The sequence below is a fragment of the Bacteroides sp. OF04-15BH genome (assembly GCF_003477995.1).
Lineage (GTDB): Bacteria > Bacteroidota > Bacteroidia > Bacteroidales > Bacteroidaceae > Paraprevotella.
Genome location: NZ_QUEM01000001.1, coordinates 216650 through 236622 on the forward strand (window position 1 = coordinate 216650; position 19973 = coordinate 236622).

At 49.3% G+C, this 19973-nt stretch carries 10 protein-coding genes; all 10 read left to right on the forward strand.

The features are described 5' to 3' along the window. Positions 1–44 precede the first annotated feature (44 nt). Entirely contained in the window at positions 45–1355 is a 1311-nt protein-coding gene (locus tag DXA74_RS00890) for an ABC transporter permease (RefSeq protein WP_118524943.1), read from the forward strand. A 63-nt stretch (positions 1356–1418) separates the two neighbouring features. Beyond that, positions 1419–2918 (forward strand): TolC family protein, encoded by a 1500-nt coding sequence (locus DXA74_RS00895; RefSeq protein ID WP_118524970.1) that lies wholly within the window; start codon positions 1419–1421, stop codon positions 2916–2918. Between the two features lie 33 nt (positions 2919–2951). After that, complete coding sequence (locus DXA74_RS00900; protein WP_118524944.1) at positions 2952–4340, forward strand: sigma-54 dependent transcriptional regulator; 1389 nt, start codon at positions 2952–2954, stop codon at positions 4338–4340. Between the two features lie 10 nt (positions 4341–4350). Further along, a complete protein-coding gene (locus DXA74_RS00905; protein ID WP_118524971.1) occupies positions 4351–5664 on the forward strand; it encodes a PAS domain-containing sensor histidine kinase in 1314 nt (437 codons plus the stop codon). Positions 5665–5857: 193 nt separating this feature from the next. After that, positions 5858–8818 carry an outer membrane beta-barrel protein gene (locus DXA74_RS00910; protein WP_118524945.1) on the forward strand — a complete coding sequence of 987 codons (2961 nt, stop codon included), beginning with the start codon at positions 5858–5860 and terminating at the stop codon, positions 8816–8818. Between the two features lie 94 nt (positions 8819–8912). Next, positions 8913–10481 carry an ATP-binding protein gene (locus DXA74_RS00915; RefSeq protein WP_118524972.1) on the forward strand — a complete coding sequence of 523 codons (1569 nt, stop codon included), beginning with the start codon at positions 8913–8915 and terminating at the stop codon, positions 10479–10481. A gap of 143 nt (positions 10482–10624) precedes the next feature. Beyond that, complete coding sequence (locus DXA74_RS00920) at positions 10625–12073, forward strand: DASS family sodium-coupled anion symporter (protein ID WP_118524946.1); 1449 nt, start codon at positions 10625–10627, stop codon at positions 12071–12073. A 179-nt stretch (positions 12074–12252) separates the two neighbouring features. Next, on the forward strand, positions 12253–13401 hold the full coding sequence (locus DXA74_RS00925; protein WP_118524947.1) for a glycosyltransferase: 1149 nt from the start codon (positions 12253–12255) through the stop codon (positions 13399–13401). Positions 13402–13445: 44 nt separating this feature from the next. After that, positions 13446–14468, forward strand: coding sequence for a lysylphosphatidylglycerol synthase transmembrane domain-containing protein (locus DXA74_RS00930; protein WP_118524948.1), 1023 nt, complete (start codon positions 13446–13448; stop codon positions 14466–14468). Positions 14469–15007: 539 nt separating this feature from the next. Next, positions 15008–19954 (forward strand): GDSL-type esterase/lipase family protein, encoded by a 4947-nt coding sequence (locus DXA74_RS00935; RefSeq protein WP_158575996.1) that lies wholly within the window; start codon positions 15008–15010, stop codon positions 19952–19954. Positions 19955–19973 lie beyond the last annotated feature (19 nt).

Genomic DNA, 19973 nt, shown 5'->3' on the forward strand with positions numbered 1-19973 from the left:
ATTGAAGAATGATTGATAAAAACAGATTAGCGAGATAAAAAATCATGAACAGAATTATATTACATCAGTTTTGGAACCGGCGTCGCCGGAACATTTGGATTTTTCTGGAACTTTTGTTGGCTGGTTATTTCCTTTGGATGGTACTTGACCCGATTTGTGTGCTTACCGCCGACCGGATGATTTCCCGGGGCTACAATCCAGAGGGTATCTATCGGTTGAATCTGGGTATTTATGACGAAACGTCGGGCCTGTACTATCAGGCTGCGGACGACAACGATGAAGTCCGCGACCGTAAGTTTCAGCTGATCATGAAGGAGTTAGCTTCCTGTCCGGAGGTAGCCAGTGTGGCTTTCGGAATTTCCAGCTGCTTCCCCAACAGCAACAGCTGGGACGGCAACCGTTTGTTGGCACCTGACTCCAGCGAGATCCAGATTCAGGTCTATACGTATTATCAGGTGGACGGCAACGATCCGGCCGGCGTTCTGGGTCTGGAGGATGCCCTGACGGGCGATTCGTTGCGTCTGCCACCCACGTTTTTCCGTTCCGACGGGCAGATTGCCATTTCTGAACAACTGGCCCGGAAACTTTTCGGTACACCGAAAGCTGTCGGCCGGAAAGTCCGCTATAACGGATATGCGGTGGAAGTAGCCGCTGTGTTCCGCGACATCAAGCATTTTGATGCCCAACAACCCGTTCCATTGGCTCTGATGAGCCAGCCTTTGTCGCGCGTCCGCAAAAGCATCGTCTGGCAGTCCATTCTGTTCCGCTTGAAACCGGGGGTAGATGCCGGTGTTTTCCGCAACCGTTTCGAGCGCGAGGTAGTGCCTCGGATCAATCAGGGTAACTTCTACTATGCCGGTCTGAAATCCTTTGCTGACTATAGCCGCGAAGCCACCTTCGAAGCCGGCATCACCGGCAAGCTCCGACTGAGCTACGGGCTGGCCGTATTCGCTCTGCTCTGCATCTTCATGGGAATATTCGGCACATTTTGGATGCACGCCGTTGACCGCCGTCCGGAACTAGGTGTGTTGCGCAGTCTGGGCGCTTCGCGCGGCGCGGTGGCTGGCCGTTTCTATTTCGAGGTGTGGCTGCTCGTTACGTCGGCTTTCGTACTCGTGCTGCTGGCCGTGTTCCACTATGTGCGTAGCGAGGGATTGGCTCCTGTGGTACAGACGTTCCAGAACGACTTGTTTACTCCCGATCCCGCTTACTGGCAGAACCGCCTGTGGAGCCGCTTTGCCGTGGTTTCGGTTGTAACCTATGTGCTGATGCTTGTTCTCTCTTTTTTAGCCGTGTGGTTTCCTGTACGTCGGGCTGTTGCTTTGCCGCCCGCTGATGCGTTGCACGAAGAGTAACCTTTTTAATCTTCATATATGAAATCTTTACTGAAATATTCCGCCATTCATTCCGGAGCAGCTATGTCTGTCAATCCGTGTTGGCTGTTCCGCCTGTTTCTGGCCGTTCTGTTCCTGTTGCCGGTTTCTCTGCTTCCGGCTCAGGAACTGACGCCCCGTACACTGACCTTGTCCGAAGCTATTATGCTGGCCCGCAAGCAAAGTGTGGATGCCGCCTCTGCATTGGGACAGTTGAAATCTGCCTATTGGAGTTACCGCAGTTTCCGGGCAGAGCTGCTTCCGGAGGTGAATTTCTCGGCTACATTGCCCAGCTATCGCAAAAACTATAACGCCTATCAGCAGAGCGACGGTTCGCACACCTATGTGCGCAATGACTATATGAGTCTGAATGGAGCCATTTCTGTGGATCAGAGCATCTGGTTTACGGGAGGAACCCTTTCGCTCACCACGTCGCTCGATTATATGACCCAGTTCGGTACCGGCAGCCGCAACCATCAGTTTATGTCCGTACCGGTGGCCCTCACTCTGAACCAGCCTCTTTTCGGTGTGAATTCGGTGAAGTGGGACCGCCGCATCGAACCGCTCCGCTATGCCGAGGCACAGGCCAATTTCCTTTCGGCTACCGAGCGCGTGACGATGACCGTCATTCAGTATTACTTCAACCTGCTGCTGGCCCGTGAGAATGTCAGCATTGCCCGTCAGAATCTTCAGAACGCCGAAAAACTCTGTGAGGTGGCCGAGAGCAAGCGGCGCATGGGAAAAATCAGCGAGAACGATCTGTTGCAGCTGAGACTGAATGTGCTCAATGCCCGTTCCACGCTTACGGCCAATGAGAGCAGTCTGAAATCGAACATGTTCACACTGCGCTCGTTTCTGGCGTTGGGCGAAACGGAAGAACTGATTCCGGTGCTGCCCGACAGCGTGCCGCCGATTTCATTGGAGTATCACGAGGTGCTGAAGAAAGCTTTGGAGCATAACTCCATTTCCTATAATCTCCGTCGCCGTCAGCTGGAAGCCGACTATCAGGTGGCACAGGCCAAAGGCAATCGCAGACAGGTTTCGCTCTATGCCCAGGTGGGCTTTACGGGCAGCGACTCCGATTTCGGACGCACCTATACTGAGATGAAGGACAATCAGGTGATTCAGGTTGGTGTGCAGGTGCCCATACTCGACTGGGGCAAACGCCGCGGACAGGTCAAGGTGGCCGAGAGCAACCGTGAGGTGGTGCGCCAGCAGCTGCGTAAGGAAGAGGCCGATTTCAGTCAGAGTCTTTTCGTGCTCACCGAGCAGTTCAACAATCAGGTGAACCAGTTGCAGATTGCTCTGGAGGCCGATGCCATTGCCCGCCGTCGTTATCAGAGCAATGTGGAAACCTTCCTGATCGGCAAGATCAGCACACTCGATCTGAACGACGCGCAGACCAGCAAGGATGAGGCGCGCCGCAAATACATCAACGAATTGTTCTCCTACTGGTACTATTATTATCAGATTCGAAGCATCACCCTGTGGGATTTTGCCGCCCAGACCAATATTGATGCCGATTTTGAGGAAATAGTCCGGTAATAATCCAATAAAAAGAAGTAACTTTGTCTTATTATGATACTGATAATAGATGACGATAGTGCGATACGCTCTTCGCTGACCCTGATGCTGAAAAGGGCCGGTAAAGACGTGATGGCCGTACCCGGTCCTGTCGAAGCGATGGACGTGGTACGTGCTTCAGCCCCGCGGCTGATACTTATGGATATGAATTTCGGGCTTTCTACCAGCGGTGATGACGGACTCACCCTGCTGCGGCAGATCAAGCTGTTCCGCCCCGAGGTGCCGGTCATTCTGATGACCGCCTGGGGCAGCATCCAGCTGGCTGTAAAAGGCATGCAGGCCGGAGCCTTCGACTTTATCACCAAGCCCTGGAACAATGTGGCGCTGATGCAGCGCATAGAAACGGCTCTGGAACTGACGGCCGATCTGGCTTCCGCTCCGGCGGAGGATGTGTTCGACCGTAGCCTGATTGTGGGCGAGAGCAAGCCGCTGAAAGAAGTAATCGATGTGTTGCGGCGCATTGCCCGCACCAATGCCCCGGTGCTGATCAGCGGTGAGAACGGCACCGGCAAGGAACTGGTGGCCGAAACCATTCATCGCAACAGTATGCGTGCGTCCAATGCCTTTGTGAAGGTCAATCTGGGCGGTATTTCGCAGAGCCTGTTCGAGAGCGAGATGTTCGGACACAAGAAAGGAGCCTTTACCGATGCGGTGGCCGACCGTGTGGGACGCTTCGAGCTGGCCGAAAAGGGAACCATCTTTCTGGATGAAATCGGCGAACTGGATCTGGCCTGTCAGGTCAAGTTGTTGCGGGTGCTTCAGGACCAGACCTATGAGGTGCTGGGCGACAGCTGTCAGCGCAAGGCCGATGTGCGGGTAATCAGTGCCACCAATGCCGATCTGCCCCGCATGATCCGTGAGCATACCTTCCGTGAGGACCTTTTTTACCGTATCAATCTCATCACGGTGCGGTTGCCGGCTTTGCGGGAGCGCCGTGAGGATATTCCCTTGCTGGCTACCCATTTTCTGGATTTGCAATGCCGTCAGTACGGTCTTCAGCCGGCGGAACTGGAACCCGATGCCCGTCGTTACCTCATGTCCTTGCCTTATCCCGGAAATATCCGCGAACTGAAGAACCTGGTGGAGCGCACGTTGCTCGTCAGTTGCAAATCCCGTTTGACTGCCAATGATTTCCGGGCGCACTATGTGCCGCCGGCCAATGAAAAAACTTCGGAAGAAGAGCATGGCGGAATGACTTCCCTGCAGGGGCTTACGCTGGAGGAAGTGGAGCGTCAGGCCATACTCAACACTTTGCGCCAGTTTGACGGCAACCTGAGTCAGGCGGCTCTGGTGCTGGGCATCAGCCGGGGTGCCCTTTATCGTAGAATGGTAAAATATCAGATACAGACCGATGATACGAAAACGGATACCGATACCGAATAGTCTGCGCACGCTGCGCATCGGGTGGCTTTTCTGGCTCTGGGCTTTTCTGCTCGTGCTGGTGGGCCTGTTGCTCTATGTCCTGCTGCCGGTCACCGAGAGCGCCTTTTACTGGGCCGAGGGTATGGTGGTGTTCAGTCTGCTGTTCCTTTATTATTTCTACCGCAAGGCGGTGAAACCTCTTCAAACCATCGGCAATGCCATGGATCTGTTGAACGAACAGGATTTCAGCAGCCGTCTGGCACCGGTAGGACAGCGCGAGGCCGACCGCATCGTGCAATTGTTCAACCGCCTGATGGACCAGCTCAAGAATGAGCGTCTGCATGTGCGTGAGCAGAATCACTTTCTGGACCTGCTCATCAGCGCTTCGCCTATGGGAGTGATTCTTTTTGACTTTAATCTGAGGGTGACCGGCCTGAATGCGGCGGCCCTGCGCTTTTTAGGCGGACTGGCCGAGGCTGATGTCGTGGGGCATACCATGGCCGAGGTGCCTTCTCCTTTGGCGGCCAAGCTGGCCCAGATTCCGCGCGGAAGCATCGAAACGGTGCGTCTGAACGATGCTATGATCTACCGTTGTTCTTCGCTGTCGTTTATCGACCGTGGTCTTTCCCATCCTTTTTTGCTGTTGGAGAGCCTTACTTCGGAGATTGTGAAGGCCGAGAAGAAAACCTATGAGAAGGTTATCCGCATGATTGCCCACGAGGTGAACAATAGTGTGGCGGGCGTTACTTCCACCCTCGATTCCCTTTCTGATATTCTGGAACCCTATGATGAGGGCGGCGATTTGCGTGCCGCCATGCAGGTCTGCTCGGAGCGTTGTTACGGAATGAACCATTTCATCGCCCGTCTGGCGGAGGTGGTCAAGATTCCCGATCCCAATTTGCAGACCGTTTCCTTGAACCGTCAGGTTGAGGCTTGCCGCCTGCTGATGGAGCATGTCTGCCGGCAGCATCAGATTCGTCTGTCTGCCGATCTGGACGCCGCCAATCCGCAGGTGCGGCTCGACACGGTGCTGTTTGAACAGGTGCTGGTCAATATTGTCAAGAACGCTGCCGAAAGTATCGGCACTGAGGGCGAGATCCGTATCCGTACCACAGCCCGTCCTCTTCAACTGGAGATTGCCGACAACGGAGCCGGTATCTCTCCCGAAGATGAAGACAAACTGTTTACTCCTTTCTTTTCGACCAAGCCGACCGGTCAGGGCATTGGTCTGATTTTTATCCGAGAGATTCTGACCAAACACGACTGCGTCTTTTCTTTGAAAACCGATTCCGACGGTTGGACCCGTTTCCGCATTTGCTTTCCGGAACCCGTGGTAGAGAAATAAAATTACTTCCCCGTCAGTAATTCATTACTTTCTTGTTGGTAATGGATTACCGACGGGGAAGTAATTTCGGGTAAATATCATTTAATTACCGTCTGGACGTGAAACCTAAGAAAAAATGATTAAATTTGGACGCCCATACTGTTGTAACCGTTCCGAAGGCAGTAGGGAAGAGTAACCTTTAAATGAGCAAACCATGAGTATCAGGCATTTCATCGTTGGGTTGCAACTTTTCGTTGTATCAGTCTTGGCAAATGCCCAGACCCAGCATCCAGATTCTCTTACTTTAGATGTCTTTCTGGAGGATTTTGTGAGTCTGAAACCGGTAGAAGAGGCAAAAGTGACTTTGTTTCACGGAAAAGATACCACCTTTTTGGGAACAGGGCAGTATCGCTATATATATAAGGAGCCGGCTTGGTCTTATTTCTTCACGGCACGACTGCCGCTGCTCTCGTCCTGCTTTGTCAAGGTGGAGGCTGAAGGCTATGAGAGCGCTTTTGAGAAAGTGGATATTCCGAAAGACAAATATAAATTTGCGCCCACCCGTTACTGGCAAACCAAGATTCGTCTGTTCCCGATCCGAGAAGAGGTGCTGGGTAATGTGGAGGTTACGGCTTCCAAAATCCTGATGGTCAATAAAGGGGATACTCTGGAGTATAATGCCGAAGCGCTCCAGCTTTCGGACGGGGATATGCTGGAAACGCTGATTCGGAATCTGCCCGGAGTGCGGATTGATGAGCACGGTCGCATCACGGTAAACGGAGAGTTTGTCAGCAGCCTGCTGATCAACGGAAAGGATTTCTTTAGTGGAGATCCGAGTGTGGCGCTCAAGGCACTGCCCGCCTATACCGTGCAGAAGGTAAAGGTGTATCGCAAGACTCCGTTGGGAGAGTTTGAGGATGTGTCCCGTGAACAGAAAGATCTGGTGATGGATGTGGGGTTGAAACGGAAGTATATGGGCAGCTGGCTGCTGGAAGCAACCCTTTCGGGGGGAGCGGAAACTTCCGCACCGGCCACCGGACTCTATGCCGGAAGCTTGTCCCTGATGCGATATACCGACCGCTCGAACATCGCTTTGTTTGGTAATGTGAACAATATCAACGATCTGTGGGCTACCACACAAATGGGAACTATCTGGGCCATCAATCCGGATATGGAATGGAATAAGGTTCAGATTGGCGGTTTGGGATTCAGTTTTGACGAGAGCAGGAAATTCCGGATGGCGACGGACTTGCTGGCTGTCTGCACGCAAGGCGACCTCCGCACGGAAACCGGTTCGGAAAGTTATGTGGAACATGGAAACATTTACAGAAAGTCAGCATTGAACCGGCATAACGACAAGACAGATCTGAAATGGAAAGGCTGGATGGAATATAAGGATGAAGACTTTATTTTCTATCTGAAAGAACTGTCCCTGAATTACAGGCGCACGGATCATCACGCACAAAGCCGTTCGGTGTCCTTGGGAGCAGATGAAAAAGGCGAATATCCGGATGGTGAGTTGAACGACTTCTTTGCCCCTATGGGCAGTGAGGCCTACCTGCAAAGCCTGATTAACCGGCGGCAGCAGATGACCTTGGGCATTCAGGAGGAACTGGGAGGCAAACTTACCGGAAACATTTCCCTGCGCGATCCGTGGTGGGGTAAGAAATATACCCTGCGTTGGGGAGGCAACTACAAGAATACGCGCGACAAAAGTTATCAGGACGACCGTACGGAATACGGTGCGGCCGGTGTTACTGCCGGTACGGACGGCTTCCGGCAGAATCGTTATGAAACGGCTCCGGTTACCCAATACGGTTATTATGCTTCTCTGGCCTTTCAGCCGGTAAACCGGAGTGTCCGGACCGACCGGAACCGGGAGTGGGGACTGACTCTGGATTTCTCGTACAAAGGCTCCTTTGAATATAAATCCGGCGAACGGTCGCTCTATCGTCTGGAAAATGTGGACGGATGGCTGGCGCCCGACTGGGACTGCACGGACTGGAGTGATTTTGAAAACAGTTTGCGGGGAACCGGCGACAACTGGCAGGATGCGGTGGACTTGAACAACACCTGGCATACCGTGGAACGGAATTTCTGGCAGGATTTGCAGATCCGTTTCGGCAGTCGCGAAAAGCAGAACGGAAAATTCAGCTTCAGTGTGTCACCGAACTTCCGCTTCCTGCATGCGGAAATCGAGGACTTGCGCGGAAATCAGGCACGCACCATAAGTCGCCGTTATGTCTTGCCGGAACCAAGTGTGCGGATGGCGTATGGCGGATTCAGCCTGAACTACCGCTATCGGGAAACAGCGCCCACACTGCTTTATCTGCTCGATGTGCGCGATGACAGCGACCCGCTGCATGTGTCTTTGGGAAATCCCGATCTAAGAAAGATGAAAAGCAATCAGGTGGGAGCCCGCTTCGAAAAGAGGACCACTGTGCGGCAGCGCATCTATTCCGTCAATACCGGATATGAATGGAACCGGGATGTCACGGTGATGGCCCGCACGTATGACCGCAACACCGGGCAGACGGTGACCCAACCGTTGAACACCGATGGCGACTGGCTGGCTACCGTAGGGGCCAACTACGGGCAGCGTCTGGACGAGGACGGCAAGCTGACGATGGATGCATCCAGTGCTTTTCGGCTGGGACATAGTGCGGATTATGTATCCGACACTCCGGAAATGGGCACCGGAAGGCAGAATGTGCAGAACATTTCCTGGACCAATGACCTCAAACTGACCTACAGCTTTACCCGGCGCACCCGTCTGAAAGCTTTGGCCAACGCCAAATGGAGCCATGTGGACGGCGACCGTGCCGACTTTGTGAAGATTAAGGCTACAGACTTTTCTTATGGACTGGATTTCACGACCCAGTTGCCGGGCAAGCTGGATTTCGATACGAAAATCACGATGTATAGCCGTAGGGGATATGTCGATCCTTCCATGAACGACGATTGTCTGGTGTGGAATGTCGGTCTGGCGCGTACTTTCGGAAAGAACAAGAACTGGATTGTCAAGGCTTCGGCCAACGACCTGTTGCGTCAGATCTCCAACGTGCGCAACACCATCAATGCCTACGGACGTACGGAGGTCCGTTATCATACTCTGTCGTCTTATGCCTTGCTGAAGGTGACCTATCGCCTGAATGTGGAGCCGAAGAAAGACTGATGAAAATCATACGTCTCGGAATCTTTGAATTTTTTAGACAACATTCTCTATTTTAATATTATCTTTGCGTAAAGATCAAAAAGAGAAGACCATGATGAAATATCCGATAGGCATTCAGAGCTTCGACCAGCTCATTGAAGATGGTTATATGTATGTAGACAAAACGGATTTGATTTACAAGCTGACTCATGAGGGAAAAATCTATTTTCTGAGTCGTCCACGTCGTTTTGGAAAGAGTCTGCTGGTTTCCACCTTAGAGAATTATTATCAGGGGCGGAAAGAGCTGTTCCGTGGTCTGGCCATGGAACGCCTGGAAACGGAGTGGGCGGTGTATCCGGTATTTCATGTGGATTTCAATGGTATGAACTTTACCAAAAGCGGTGTTTTGGAAGCGATGCTTCTGGATTATGTCCGGAAATGGGAACGTGCATATTCTGTAGAAGCCAACGAAACTCTGGATGTTGGCCTTCGTTTCATCAATGTGCTGGAGGCTGCCCATCAACAGACCGGACGCCGTGCCGTGGTGCTTATCGATGAGTATGACAAGCCGATTCTGGATGTTCTGGATGTGGATACCGATCTGGAGAATCAGCATCGCAATATTCTGAAAGCATTTTATTCGGTCTTCAAGGGAGCGGACAGCCATTTGCAGTTTGTGCTGCTGACGGGAGTGACCAAGTTTTCTCAAGTCAGTGTGTTCAGTGGGTTCAACCAGCCTAAGGACATCAGTATGGATGCCCGTTACGAGGCTTTGTGTGGCATTACGCAGGAAGAGATTGACCATAATTTTGCGGAACCGATAGCTGCTATGGCTGCCGAATACGAATGTACTCCGGAAGAAATGCGCCGGAAATTGAAAGCACACTACGACGGTTATCACTTCAGCGACCGTATGACGGATATTTATAATCCGTTCAGTCTGCTCAATGCATTGGACAGTCTTCGTATTCGTGACTATTGGTTCAGTACGGGCACACCGACCTATCTGATTCGCTTACTCTCTCACTTCAAGGAGAATATGAACGAACTGACAGGTAAGTATTACCCTCCGGAGGAGTTTATCGACTACAAGGCCGATGTGGAACGTCCCCTGCCGATGATTTACCAGAGTGGTTATCTGACGGTGAAGGCTTATGACCGGGACTTTAATACCTTCCTGCTCGATTTTCCGAACAATGAGGTGAAGAACGGATTTCTTACGATGCTTTCGGCTGCTTATCTGAAGCCGGCGGAAAATACGGGTGGCTGGATTCGCAGTCTGGTGGTGGCTTTGCGTCAGGGCGATGTGGAGCGGGTGCATACTCTGTTTACCTCGTTCCTTTCGAGCATTCCCTATACGATGCGACGCAAGGAAGATGAGGCGGAGCGGGAGCGTTACTTCCAGTATACATTCTATCTGATCCTGCGTCTGGTGAGCGTGTACACGGTGTATGTGGAGAAGGTGCAGAGTCAAGGTCGTGTGGACTGTGTGCTGGAAACGGCTGACTATGTTTATATCTTTGAGTTCAAACTGGACGGCACGGCTGAAGAAGCCTTACAACAGATTGAGGAGAAAGGCTACGCCCGTGAATATGTTGCCGACAACCGGAAACTGTATTGCATCGGTGCCAGCTTCTCTTCGGAAACGGGCACAATCAGTGACTGGGGCGTGCGCCCAAAATGACAAAAGGATTCGATACTTCATTCTGAATTCAGATAAATTTCCTTTTGGGAATTTGCAAGTCTCATCATTTTTTACGAATATTGCAAACAGGTGGTCCATACGTGGGCTGCCTGTTTTGTTTTACTATTAAAAAATAAAATACCATGACAACACCCTGCTTTGAATCTTTGAAGCTGAACCGAAAGCAGATGATCATGCTGCCGGTAATTGTACTTGTGACTGCCTTTTTGTGGCTGGTGCCGACTTCCTTTTACGGTATAGACGGACTGACGATTGTGGAACAGCGCACCATCGCGCTTTTTGCCTTTGCCGCCCTGATGTGGATGTTCGAGGTGATTCCTACCTGGACCACTTCCGTGATTCTGATTGTAACCATGCTGCTGACCATCTCCGACAGCAGTCTGCGTTTCCTGCGCGAAGGCCCTCCGGTAGAGGAACTCGGTTCTCTGGTCAGCTACAAGGCCATCCTGTCTACTTTTGCCGATCCGGTGATTATGCTCTTTCTGGGTGGTTTCATTCTGGCTATTGCCGCAACCAAAGTGGGGCTTGATGTGCAGCTGGCCAAATGGCTGCTCTGGCCTTTCGGTAACAAACCGCAGAATGTGTTGCTCGGTTTTTTGCTGATTATCGGACTGTTTTCCATGTTTATGAGTAATACGGCCACGGCTGCCATGATGCTTACCTTCCTGGCTCCCGTGCTGAAAACCCTGCCGGCTGACGGAAAAGGACGTATCGGACTGGCTATGGCCATCCCCGTAGCGGCCAACCTGGGAGGTATCGGTACGCCAATCGGTACTCCGCCTAATGCCATTGCCCTGAGTTATCTGAACGAGCACCTGCACATGAACGTGGGTTTCAGTGACTGGACGCTGGTGATGTTTCCTTATGTGGTGGTGATGCTGCTCATCTCCTGGCGTGTACTGCTTTGGCTCTATCCGTTCAAAGCCAAGACGGTGGAGCTGCATATTGAGAGTAAAGGCGTGAAAGGAGTGCGTACCTACATTGTATGGGGTACTTTTGCGGTGACTATCCTGCTGTGGATGTTTGATAAACTGACCGGCGTGAACTCTAATGTGGTAGCCATGATTCCGGTAGGTGTGTTCTGTGCTACGGGTATCATCACAAAAGAAGATCTGAAGGAAATCAACTGGAGTGTGCTGTGGATGGTGGCCGGAGGTATCGCTCTGGGTGTGGCCATGAACAAGACCGGTCTGGCCGAGCATCTGGTTGAGTCCATTCCGTTTGATACCTGGATTCCGCTGGTGGTACTGATCGTATCCGGACTGTTGGGTTATTTCATTTCCAACTTTATTTCCAACACGGCGGCAGCCAATCTGATTGTTCCGATTCTGAGTGCTGTGGCTGTAGGTATGGGTGAGTCGCTGAATGCCGTGGGAGGCGTGAAAACCTTGTTGGTCGGTGTGGCTCTGTCCACTTCCTTGGCTATGCTCTTCCCGATTTCTACACCGCCGAATGCGCTGACCCATTCAACGGGACTGACTACTACGCGCGATATGACGCAGGTGGGACTGATCATCGGTTTTATCGGTTTCATATTGGGATATGCGCTGCTTATCTTTGTGGGAATATAAAAAGCTTTTGATTTTTATTTGAAATATGAAAGGCCGGAGTCAGCAATCAGACTCCGGCCTTTTTGCGATAAACGGAACATAAGAAAAGAAAAAAAGACTATAAGCAGAGAAAAATTGTATATTTGCAGTGTGATGATGATTGATAATAACAGACGTAAAAACTAAGGTGTATAAATTAAATGTTCGGAATATTTAATGATTGCTTTCCTCCGGTGATGGATGGCGTTTCTGTGGCAACACGCAATTATGCTTACTGGCTGCATCAGAAAGGAGAACAGGTTTGTGTGGTTACTCCTTCGGCTGATGAGTATGAAGACCGGGAACCGTTTCCGGTGTTGCGTTATTGTTCCATCCCTTTGATCTTCCGGAATCCTTATCGTATGGGCCTTCCGCAGTTTGACCGCCACATCCGGAAATCTCTGAATGAACTGCCCTTTTCTCTAGTACACGCGCATTGTCCTTTTTCTTCCGGAAAACTGGCTTTGCAACAGGCCCGTATGCGGCATATCCCTATGGTGGCTACCTTTCATTCCAAATATCGTGCCGATTTTGAGCGCTTTATGCCCATCAAGGCTGTCGTGGATTATCTGATACGCGATGTGGTGGACTTTTATAATCAGGCCGACGAAGTGTGGATTCCCCAGGCTTCGGTCGAAGAAACGCTTCGTGAGTATGGCTATCGTGGAAAGATTGAAGTGGTGGACAATGGAAATGATTTTGCCGGTACCTTTTCGGAGGAGGAGCGCAAACAGGTACGTCTTCAGTTGGGCCTGAAGGCAGACGAACCCCTGTTGCTCTTTGTGGGACAGCATATCTATGAAAAGAATCTGGATTTTCTGCTTCGTTCGGTGGCATTGCTGAAAGACATGCCTTTCCGGATGTTCTTTATCGGCACCGGATATGCAGCTTCGGCCTTGCAGGAGCTGGCCCGGCATCTGGGACTGGAGAATCGGGTAAGTTTTCTGGGGCGCATTATCGAACGCGAACAGTTGCGCCGTTATTATCTGGCGGCCGATCTGTTCCTGTTTCCGTCGCGTTATGACAATGCTCCGTTGGTGGTGCGCGAGGCCGCTGCTCTGCATACCCCTTCGCTGATGCTGGAAGGATCGACCGCTTCGGCAGTGATCCGAAACGGAGAGAACGGGTTCCTGACCACTGAGAATACCGAAGAGTATGCCGGACGGATTCGCTCTATCTTACAGGATCCTGATTTGCTGGCACGGGTGGCACAGGGAGCATCCGACTCATTGGCCCGTTCGTGGGAAGATATTGCCGGCGAGGTGGCCGACCGTTACCGTAATCTGATGAACCGTTTTTCCAGAAAATAAGGTGAACGGAAAATGCAAGTGTTCTATTTCAATCCATTCCTTTTATGAAGAATGAAGTTTTATTCAATCCGTTTTATATTGCCATTCCGATTGTCTTGGGACTGTCGGTAATCGGCTATCTGTTTTGGAAGGAGTTTGACCCTTCGCTTTTCGAAACGCTGCGCCCCACGGCCCGCATGTGGACGGGGATTTTGCTGGCTGTATTCTTTATGCTTTGCCAGAATTTTGCCCTGACACAACGCTTCAAGGTGTTGGTGGGACGGAAACTTTCCTGGAAGCAGGCCTTCCGGGTGAACATGCTCTGTGAGTTTACTTCGGCGGCTACGCCTTCGGCAGTGGGAGGCAGCAGTCTGATAGCCGTTTACCTGCATCAGGAAGGGCTGTCGGGTGGAGAGGGAACCTCAATCATGATTGCCAATCTGTTTTTGGACGAACTGTTTTTGTCTTTGGCCAGTATTGTGGTGCTCCTTCTGGTGCCTACCGGCATTTTGTTTCCGGCTTCCATGCCTTTGGATGCCGGCTTCCAGTTTGTCTTTATTGCCGTAGTAACCGTGGTGAGTCTGTGGACACTGATCCTCTATGTTGCTTTGTTCCATAAGGCCGTGTGGATCAGTAATATGCTCAAGGGGTTGTTCTCTTTACCTCTGTTGCGAAGATGGAAACCGGCTGTAGAGAAGCTCGGACAGGACTTGATTACCAGCTCGGAGGAAATCAGCAAACGGTCGCGCACTTTCTGGTTCAAATGCTTTCTGATTACGGCCTGGGCTTGGTGTTCCCGTTATTGGGTGGTCAATGCCTTGCTTTACGGCTTTACAACCGGTGGAGACCATATTCTGGCTTTTGTCCGTCAGTTGGTCATCTGGATGGTGCTGGTAGTAACGCCCACTCCCGGAGGAAGCGGTTTTGGAGAATATATGTTCCAGTCTTATTACAGTGATTTCTTTTCTATGGCCGGAACGGCTCTGGTAGTGGCCTGTCTGTGGCGCATCATTACCTATTATTCTTATCTGATAGGTGGTGTCTGCATTTTGCCGGGTTGGCTGAGAATGATTAACAAGCAGAAATAAGTCGGGTAGCATGGTTCTATGAATCCTTATCCGGATGCTTTGGAATTTTGTGCCGATCGTTTTGATTTTTCATGCTGATCATTTTGAAAAATCATGCTGATCATTTTAAATTATCTTCAGGAAGATAATTTATTACTCTGCTCGGAGTAATTGGTAAACATGTGGCAAAGGACGACAAAAGAAATAGTTTAAGAGAGAAAATACCCCGGAGGCTATGCTGATTCAAGTACAGTCTCCGGGGTATTTTTGCAGATGAGAAGTCTTTTCCATATCTTTTTTCTTTTATAGGCAAACTGAGTGTAAAAGAATGTTTGTTTAATTAAAAATGATATAATTTTCTTTTTTAGTTTTCTTTTATGTAGAATATGGATTATATTTGCCTTATTAAATAAAATATTTTATTAAGTAGGGCAAAAAATAAATCTTTTTGCTACTATGTGAGGCTTTAAAAATTTAAATCATATAATCTGAGTTTTTATCTTTTATTATGAACCAGCATTCTGTATCAGAAAATGTACAGAGCAAAAAGTGTTTTTAACATGAAAAACAAATGGACAACGGTTTTGGCCTGTTTCCTTTTGGGAGGATTGACTGCTCAAGCAGACCAGGCCTTCAGAAACCATCGTTACGACGGTTTTAAAGTCTTGTCTACTAACGGTGAGCAGATTGTGTTTATCGGGAATAGCATCACGAATATGCATGAGTGGTGCGAGGCCTTTGATAATCATAATGTAATCAATCGCGGAACCTCAGGAGCAGTCAGTGATGAGGTGGTGAACAATCTGGAGTCTATGATTGCCGGAAATCCCAAGAAGGCATTCATTATGATCGGTACCAATGATTTGGGTACTTCCGGTATCAATAATGCGGCTCATGTGGCAGGTAATGCCCGCCTGATTATTGATTATATTCAAAAGACATCTCCAGAAACAGAGATTTATGTACAGAGTATTTTGCCAAGTCGGCAGAGAAATCTGCAGCTTCAACAAGAAACCAATGATTCGTTGAAGAATATCTGCCGTGATTTTGAGGTAACTTACATAGATTTATGGGACAAACTGTTGAGTGTAAGCCAAAACAATACACATACATTGGATGGCTTGCATCTGAGTGCTACGGGCTACAGAATATGGTGTAATACCATTGCCGGTTATGTAGGTTCTTCATGTGTCTATCCTGAAGATGCGCAGAATCAGACCGGAGGATTGGGTGGTTCGTATGGCATGCGACTCAGTGCTTTTGGCATGCAGAAGGTGGATTCTGAAGATATTCTGTTGATTGGCGATGAAGTGATTCATGGGGGAGAATGGCATGAACTGTTCAGAAGTGGTAAGATAAAGAACAGAGGTACCGGTTGGGGATGGCCCGGACTGGGAATCGCAGACGTAACGCGGGAAATTCCTGTAATTCTGAAAGGACGCAGTGATAATGAAGAACCTCAGAAAATATTTCTTTCTGTAGGTGCTGCTGATATTAATGGGAATACCGCTTTGGAAACACTCAGGGATTCATACGATAAGATGGTACAGGCGGTGCGTGAATTGGCGCCCAATACTGAAATTTATATTCAGTCAGTTTTGCCGTTTGCTGCATCGGCTACCAATACGAGCCGTACAGAGCCCTTTAATGAGATGTTGAAGGAAATAGCCGGAAAATATGAAAAGGTAACTTATGTGGATACGTATACGGAAATGGCAGATAACCATACGGCACGGAGCGCTTATTTTACCGGTAATTATCTGTATGGAAAGGGTTATGTCAAATTGGCCCAAATACTGGCCCGGTATATGGGGGATGATGTGAATCCTGTTTCTGAACAGGAAGCGGAAAAAATATATGCCTTGATTTCTGCCCGTCAGAATCTGGCAGACGTAGTTATTGAATCCAAGAAACTCCGTTTCGGAAAAGAGGTGGGAGAGATTGATCCGGAGAAAGGGCAGAAACTGAAAGAGGCCGTGTCTCTGGCCGAGAAGATGTTGAGTCAGGATCAGAATGTCGTAGAAGAGTTGAATGAAAAGGCTGCTCAACTGTTACAGTTGAAAGAAGAAGCGATGCAGGGCATCAACCAGCCAAAAGTCAGCACAGCCGGAGAGGAATACTGGTATAAGATCTATACTCCTAACCGTGACTTCCGCTACCTTACTTCTAATGGAGCAGGAAATGCGCTCGTAGGAGATGTGGATCGGAACTATGCACGGGCCATGTGGAAGTTTGAGAAGAGAGAAAAGGACGGAGAGTATAATATCGTGAACCGTGCGGATCACTCTTATCTCAATCCGAATGCGGCTTACAATGCTGCCGTGTCTACTCAAAAAGATGAACCGGCGAAAGGATGGACCTTGAGTTATTCCAATGCGCCGGGTACCTATATCATTACGAGCGGAACCGTGGAATTGAATCAGACCAGAGAGAACCAGAATTATGCAATTTATAACTGGAGTGGAAACCAGACTGGAACAGACCGTACAGATTCCGGATGCCAGTTTGCCTTGAGCGAAGCCGGTGAGCCAACAGAAGAACCGGCTGTAGATGAAAAACCGATGTTAACCTATACAAATATAGAAATGGACGGTACTGCACCGTTCCGAATTCCAGATGCCGATGCCGAACAGGTGATGAAGGCAAGAACGTTGAGTGTTGTGATTGACTTTACTTCCGAATCCTTACCGGTAGATACGGCTTTTCTGGTAGCAAGCAGTAATGAGAATAAGGAAAACTATTTTGGAGTAGTGCTTCAGGAACGCACAAGATATGGAGTGAAATATATTGGCGACAATAATCTGAAAGGATGGTACACTCAGAGTGGCATTGACTTCTCAAAACGCAAGCAAATGGTGATTACCATGGACGGAGAGACTGAGACATACGCTTATTATACCGACGGAAAACTGGATCGTACCGTTTCGGGTATGGGAGCTTATGGCTACCGTGTGTTTGGAAATGTACCTGGAGTAACCGGCCTCTTCCTGGGAGGTATCGTTACGGAGGAGCGCAGCAAGTTTACATTTAAAGGCACGATTCACTCTGTACGTTTTTATAACAGAGTACTTTCCGCATCGGAAATAGCAGATCTGGAATATGATGATCAGGAGAGACCGGAACAGGGAGATTCGATTACGGTAAGTATGGCTCAGGGTAAGTTTGTATCCGGAAAGGGAGACTGGAACAAGACCTGGCAGAGCACAAGCGATTCACCACGGCTTACCTTTGATTCCGGTTATAATAACATGACTTCCAGTGGAGATAATCTGGTGGGATATGTGGGAATGTACAGCCCTCAGAACTATACCTTGTCGGTCCCTGCCGGATATATCATTGAGGGATATACCTTTGATTTCTGTATTCATAACAATGGCACGCCGATTACGCTGACTGTTAATGGAAAAACCTATACTTCAAAAACGGAAGATCAGTCGGTGGCAGTGAGTGGCTTGGATAAGTCTGTGGCCACCTTTACCTTGAGTGGTGCGAACAAGGGTATTATATTTAAGAACTTCCGGATACATGTCATCAAGGATAACCGTCCGCAGGAGCCACGTGTAGAGATCTTTACAACAGCTGCCGGTGCTGCAATTCCTTATCGCATTCCTGCCATAACCAGAATGCATAACGGAGATGTGATTGCAGTGGCCGATTATCGTCATAGCGGACAGGATATCGGTGTAGTCAAGAATGGCAGAATTGATTTGCATGCCCGTATTTCAAAAGACAACGGAAAGACCTGGGATGAGCTGTTTCCTGTTGTAGAAGGTTTGGGAGCCAATTATGCGGAAGCAGGTAAAAGCGATTTCTGGGTGGCATTCGGTGATCCTTGTATTACTGCCGACAGGGAGAGCGACCGTGTGTTGCTGATGAGCTGTGCCGGAAATGTAAGTTTCCCGGCTGGAACAAGAGATCATCATCAGGGTATTGCGGTGTTCCATAGTGAAGATAACGGAGCGACTTGGGCAGAACCGAAAGATATTGCCGAGAGTATATATGCTCAGTTTGACAAGAGTAAACGCGGACCGGTGCGGGCCATGTTTATCGGTTCCGGTAAGATTCATCAGAGTAGATGGACCAAGGTGAAGGATTATTATCGTTTGTATGCGGCTGTTCTGGTGAAAGATGTCAATGGAGTCAACTGCAACTACGTGATTTATTCTGATGACTTTGGTGATACATGGAAAGTTTTGGGTGATCCGAATGTGCCGGCCATTCCAAGTGGCGGTGACGAGCCTAAGGCGGAAGAACTTCCGGATGGAAGCGTATTGATCAGTTCACGTTGTAGCGGAGGAAGATACTATAATATATTCTCTTTCTCTGACAGTGAAAAGGCATTGGGCTGCTGGGGTACCATGGCATTCTCCGGAGAATCCAATCAGGGAGTCACAGCACAGTCAAACAGCTGTAACGGAGAAATCATGATTGTTCCGGCGCGTCGTAAATCCGATCAGAAAAAAGTGTTTGTGGCCTTGCAGTCTGTACCTTTCGGACCAGGACGTTCTAATGTCGGCATCTATTATAAAGAACTGGAAAGCCTTGAAGATTTTTCCGATCCGGAGCATTTTGCAAAAGAATGGGACGGAAAGCATCAGGCCAGTGTGATGAATTCCGGCTATTCGACAATGACTTTGCAGGCAGACCACACAATAGGCTTCCTGTTCGAAGAATCTACCTATGGCCGTGACTATAGCATTATCTATAAGAACTATAGTCTGGAAACCATTACTGACAGTTTGTATGTGTATGATGAGGACGTGACTGCGGATGATATTGTTCGGGATGGTTTTGAGGAGAAACTGGATGATATCCGGGAATATATCGGAAAGAATGTCGGAAATATCAAGGAAACCAGTGCACCGGCAATTGAAAAGGCAGGAATGCAATATCTGGAAAAGCCGTCAAAAGTGGCTTATGAGGCATTCAATCAGGCGGTACAGGCAGCCGAACTGGTGGAAATTGAGTCTGGAAAGTATTATCGTTTGCGAAATGCGGAACGTCAGGAAGGAACGCTGTATTTGGTACTCGATCCGGAGGGCATGAGTGCGTCTCTCTTAGAGCGGGAAGATCCGCGTCAGCTTTTTCTGTTTCAGAAAGATGAGTCCTCAGAAGGATATCGTGTAATCTGTAAGGATAATGAATTTTATATTGGAACAACTCCGGATTTATATGCCGAAATACCAGTAACAGAATCTGTCACCGGGGCCGGAGTTTTTTCTGTCAGTTCAACCTTGAAAGGGTTAAGCACAGTGACCTGTAACAATGGAGTGAATGCATCCTATGCTTCCATACATTTGGATGCTTCGGGTAAACTGGTGCCTTGGACAATGTCCTCGGAGGCTTCACAATGGTTTGTTGAGCCTACAGAGGTGGTCACAGATGTGGACCTACTTTCTCCGGATGCACAGAAAAAATATCCTGTATATGATTTGACCGGGAGGCAGGTACTTCCTCTCCAAAAGGGAATTTATATTCAGGGAGGACATAAATTTATCATAAAATAGATTTTTACTGATCAGTCAG

Excerpts from the sequence above, each read along its gene's own strand:
- DXA74_RS00920 (WP_118524946.1), top strand. The coding sequence starts at position 10,625 with ATGACAACACCCTGCTTTGAATCTTTGAAGCTGAACCGAAAGCAGATG.
- DXA74_RS00900 (WP_118524944.1), top strand. The coding sequence starts at position 2,952 with ATGATACTGATAATAGATGACGATAGTGCGATACGCTCTTCGCTGACC.
- DXA74_RS00910 (WP_118524945.1), top strand. The coding sequence starts at position 5,858 with ATGAGTATCAGGCATTTCATCGTTGGGTTGCAACTTTTCGTTGTATCA.
- DXA74_RS00915 (WP_118524972.1), top strand. The coding sequence starts at position 8,913 with ATGAAATATCCGATAGGCATTCAGAGCTTCGACCAGCTCATTGAAGAT.
- DXA74_RS00890 (WP_118524943.1), top strand. The coding sequence starts at position 45 with ATGAACAGAATTATATTACATCAGTTTTGGAACCGGCGTCGCCGGAAC.
- DXA74_RS00895 (WP_118524970.1), top strand. The coding sequence starts at position 1,419 with ATGTCTGTCAATCCGTGTTGGCTGTTCCGCCTGTTTCTGGCCGTTCTG.
- DXA74_RS00930 (WP_118524948.1), top strand. The coding sequence starts at position 13,446 with ATGAAGAATGAAGTTTTATTCAATCCGTTTTATATTGCCATTCCGATT.
- DXA74_RS00925 (WP_118524947.1), top strand. The coding sequence starts at position 12,253 with ATGTTCGGAATATTTAATGATTGCTTTCCTCCGGTGATGGATGGCGTT.
- DXA74_RS00935 (WP_158575996.1), top strand. The coding sequence starts at position 15,008 with ATGAAAAACAAATGGACAACGGTTTTGGCCTGTTTCCTTTTGGGAGGA.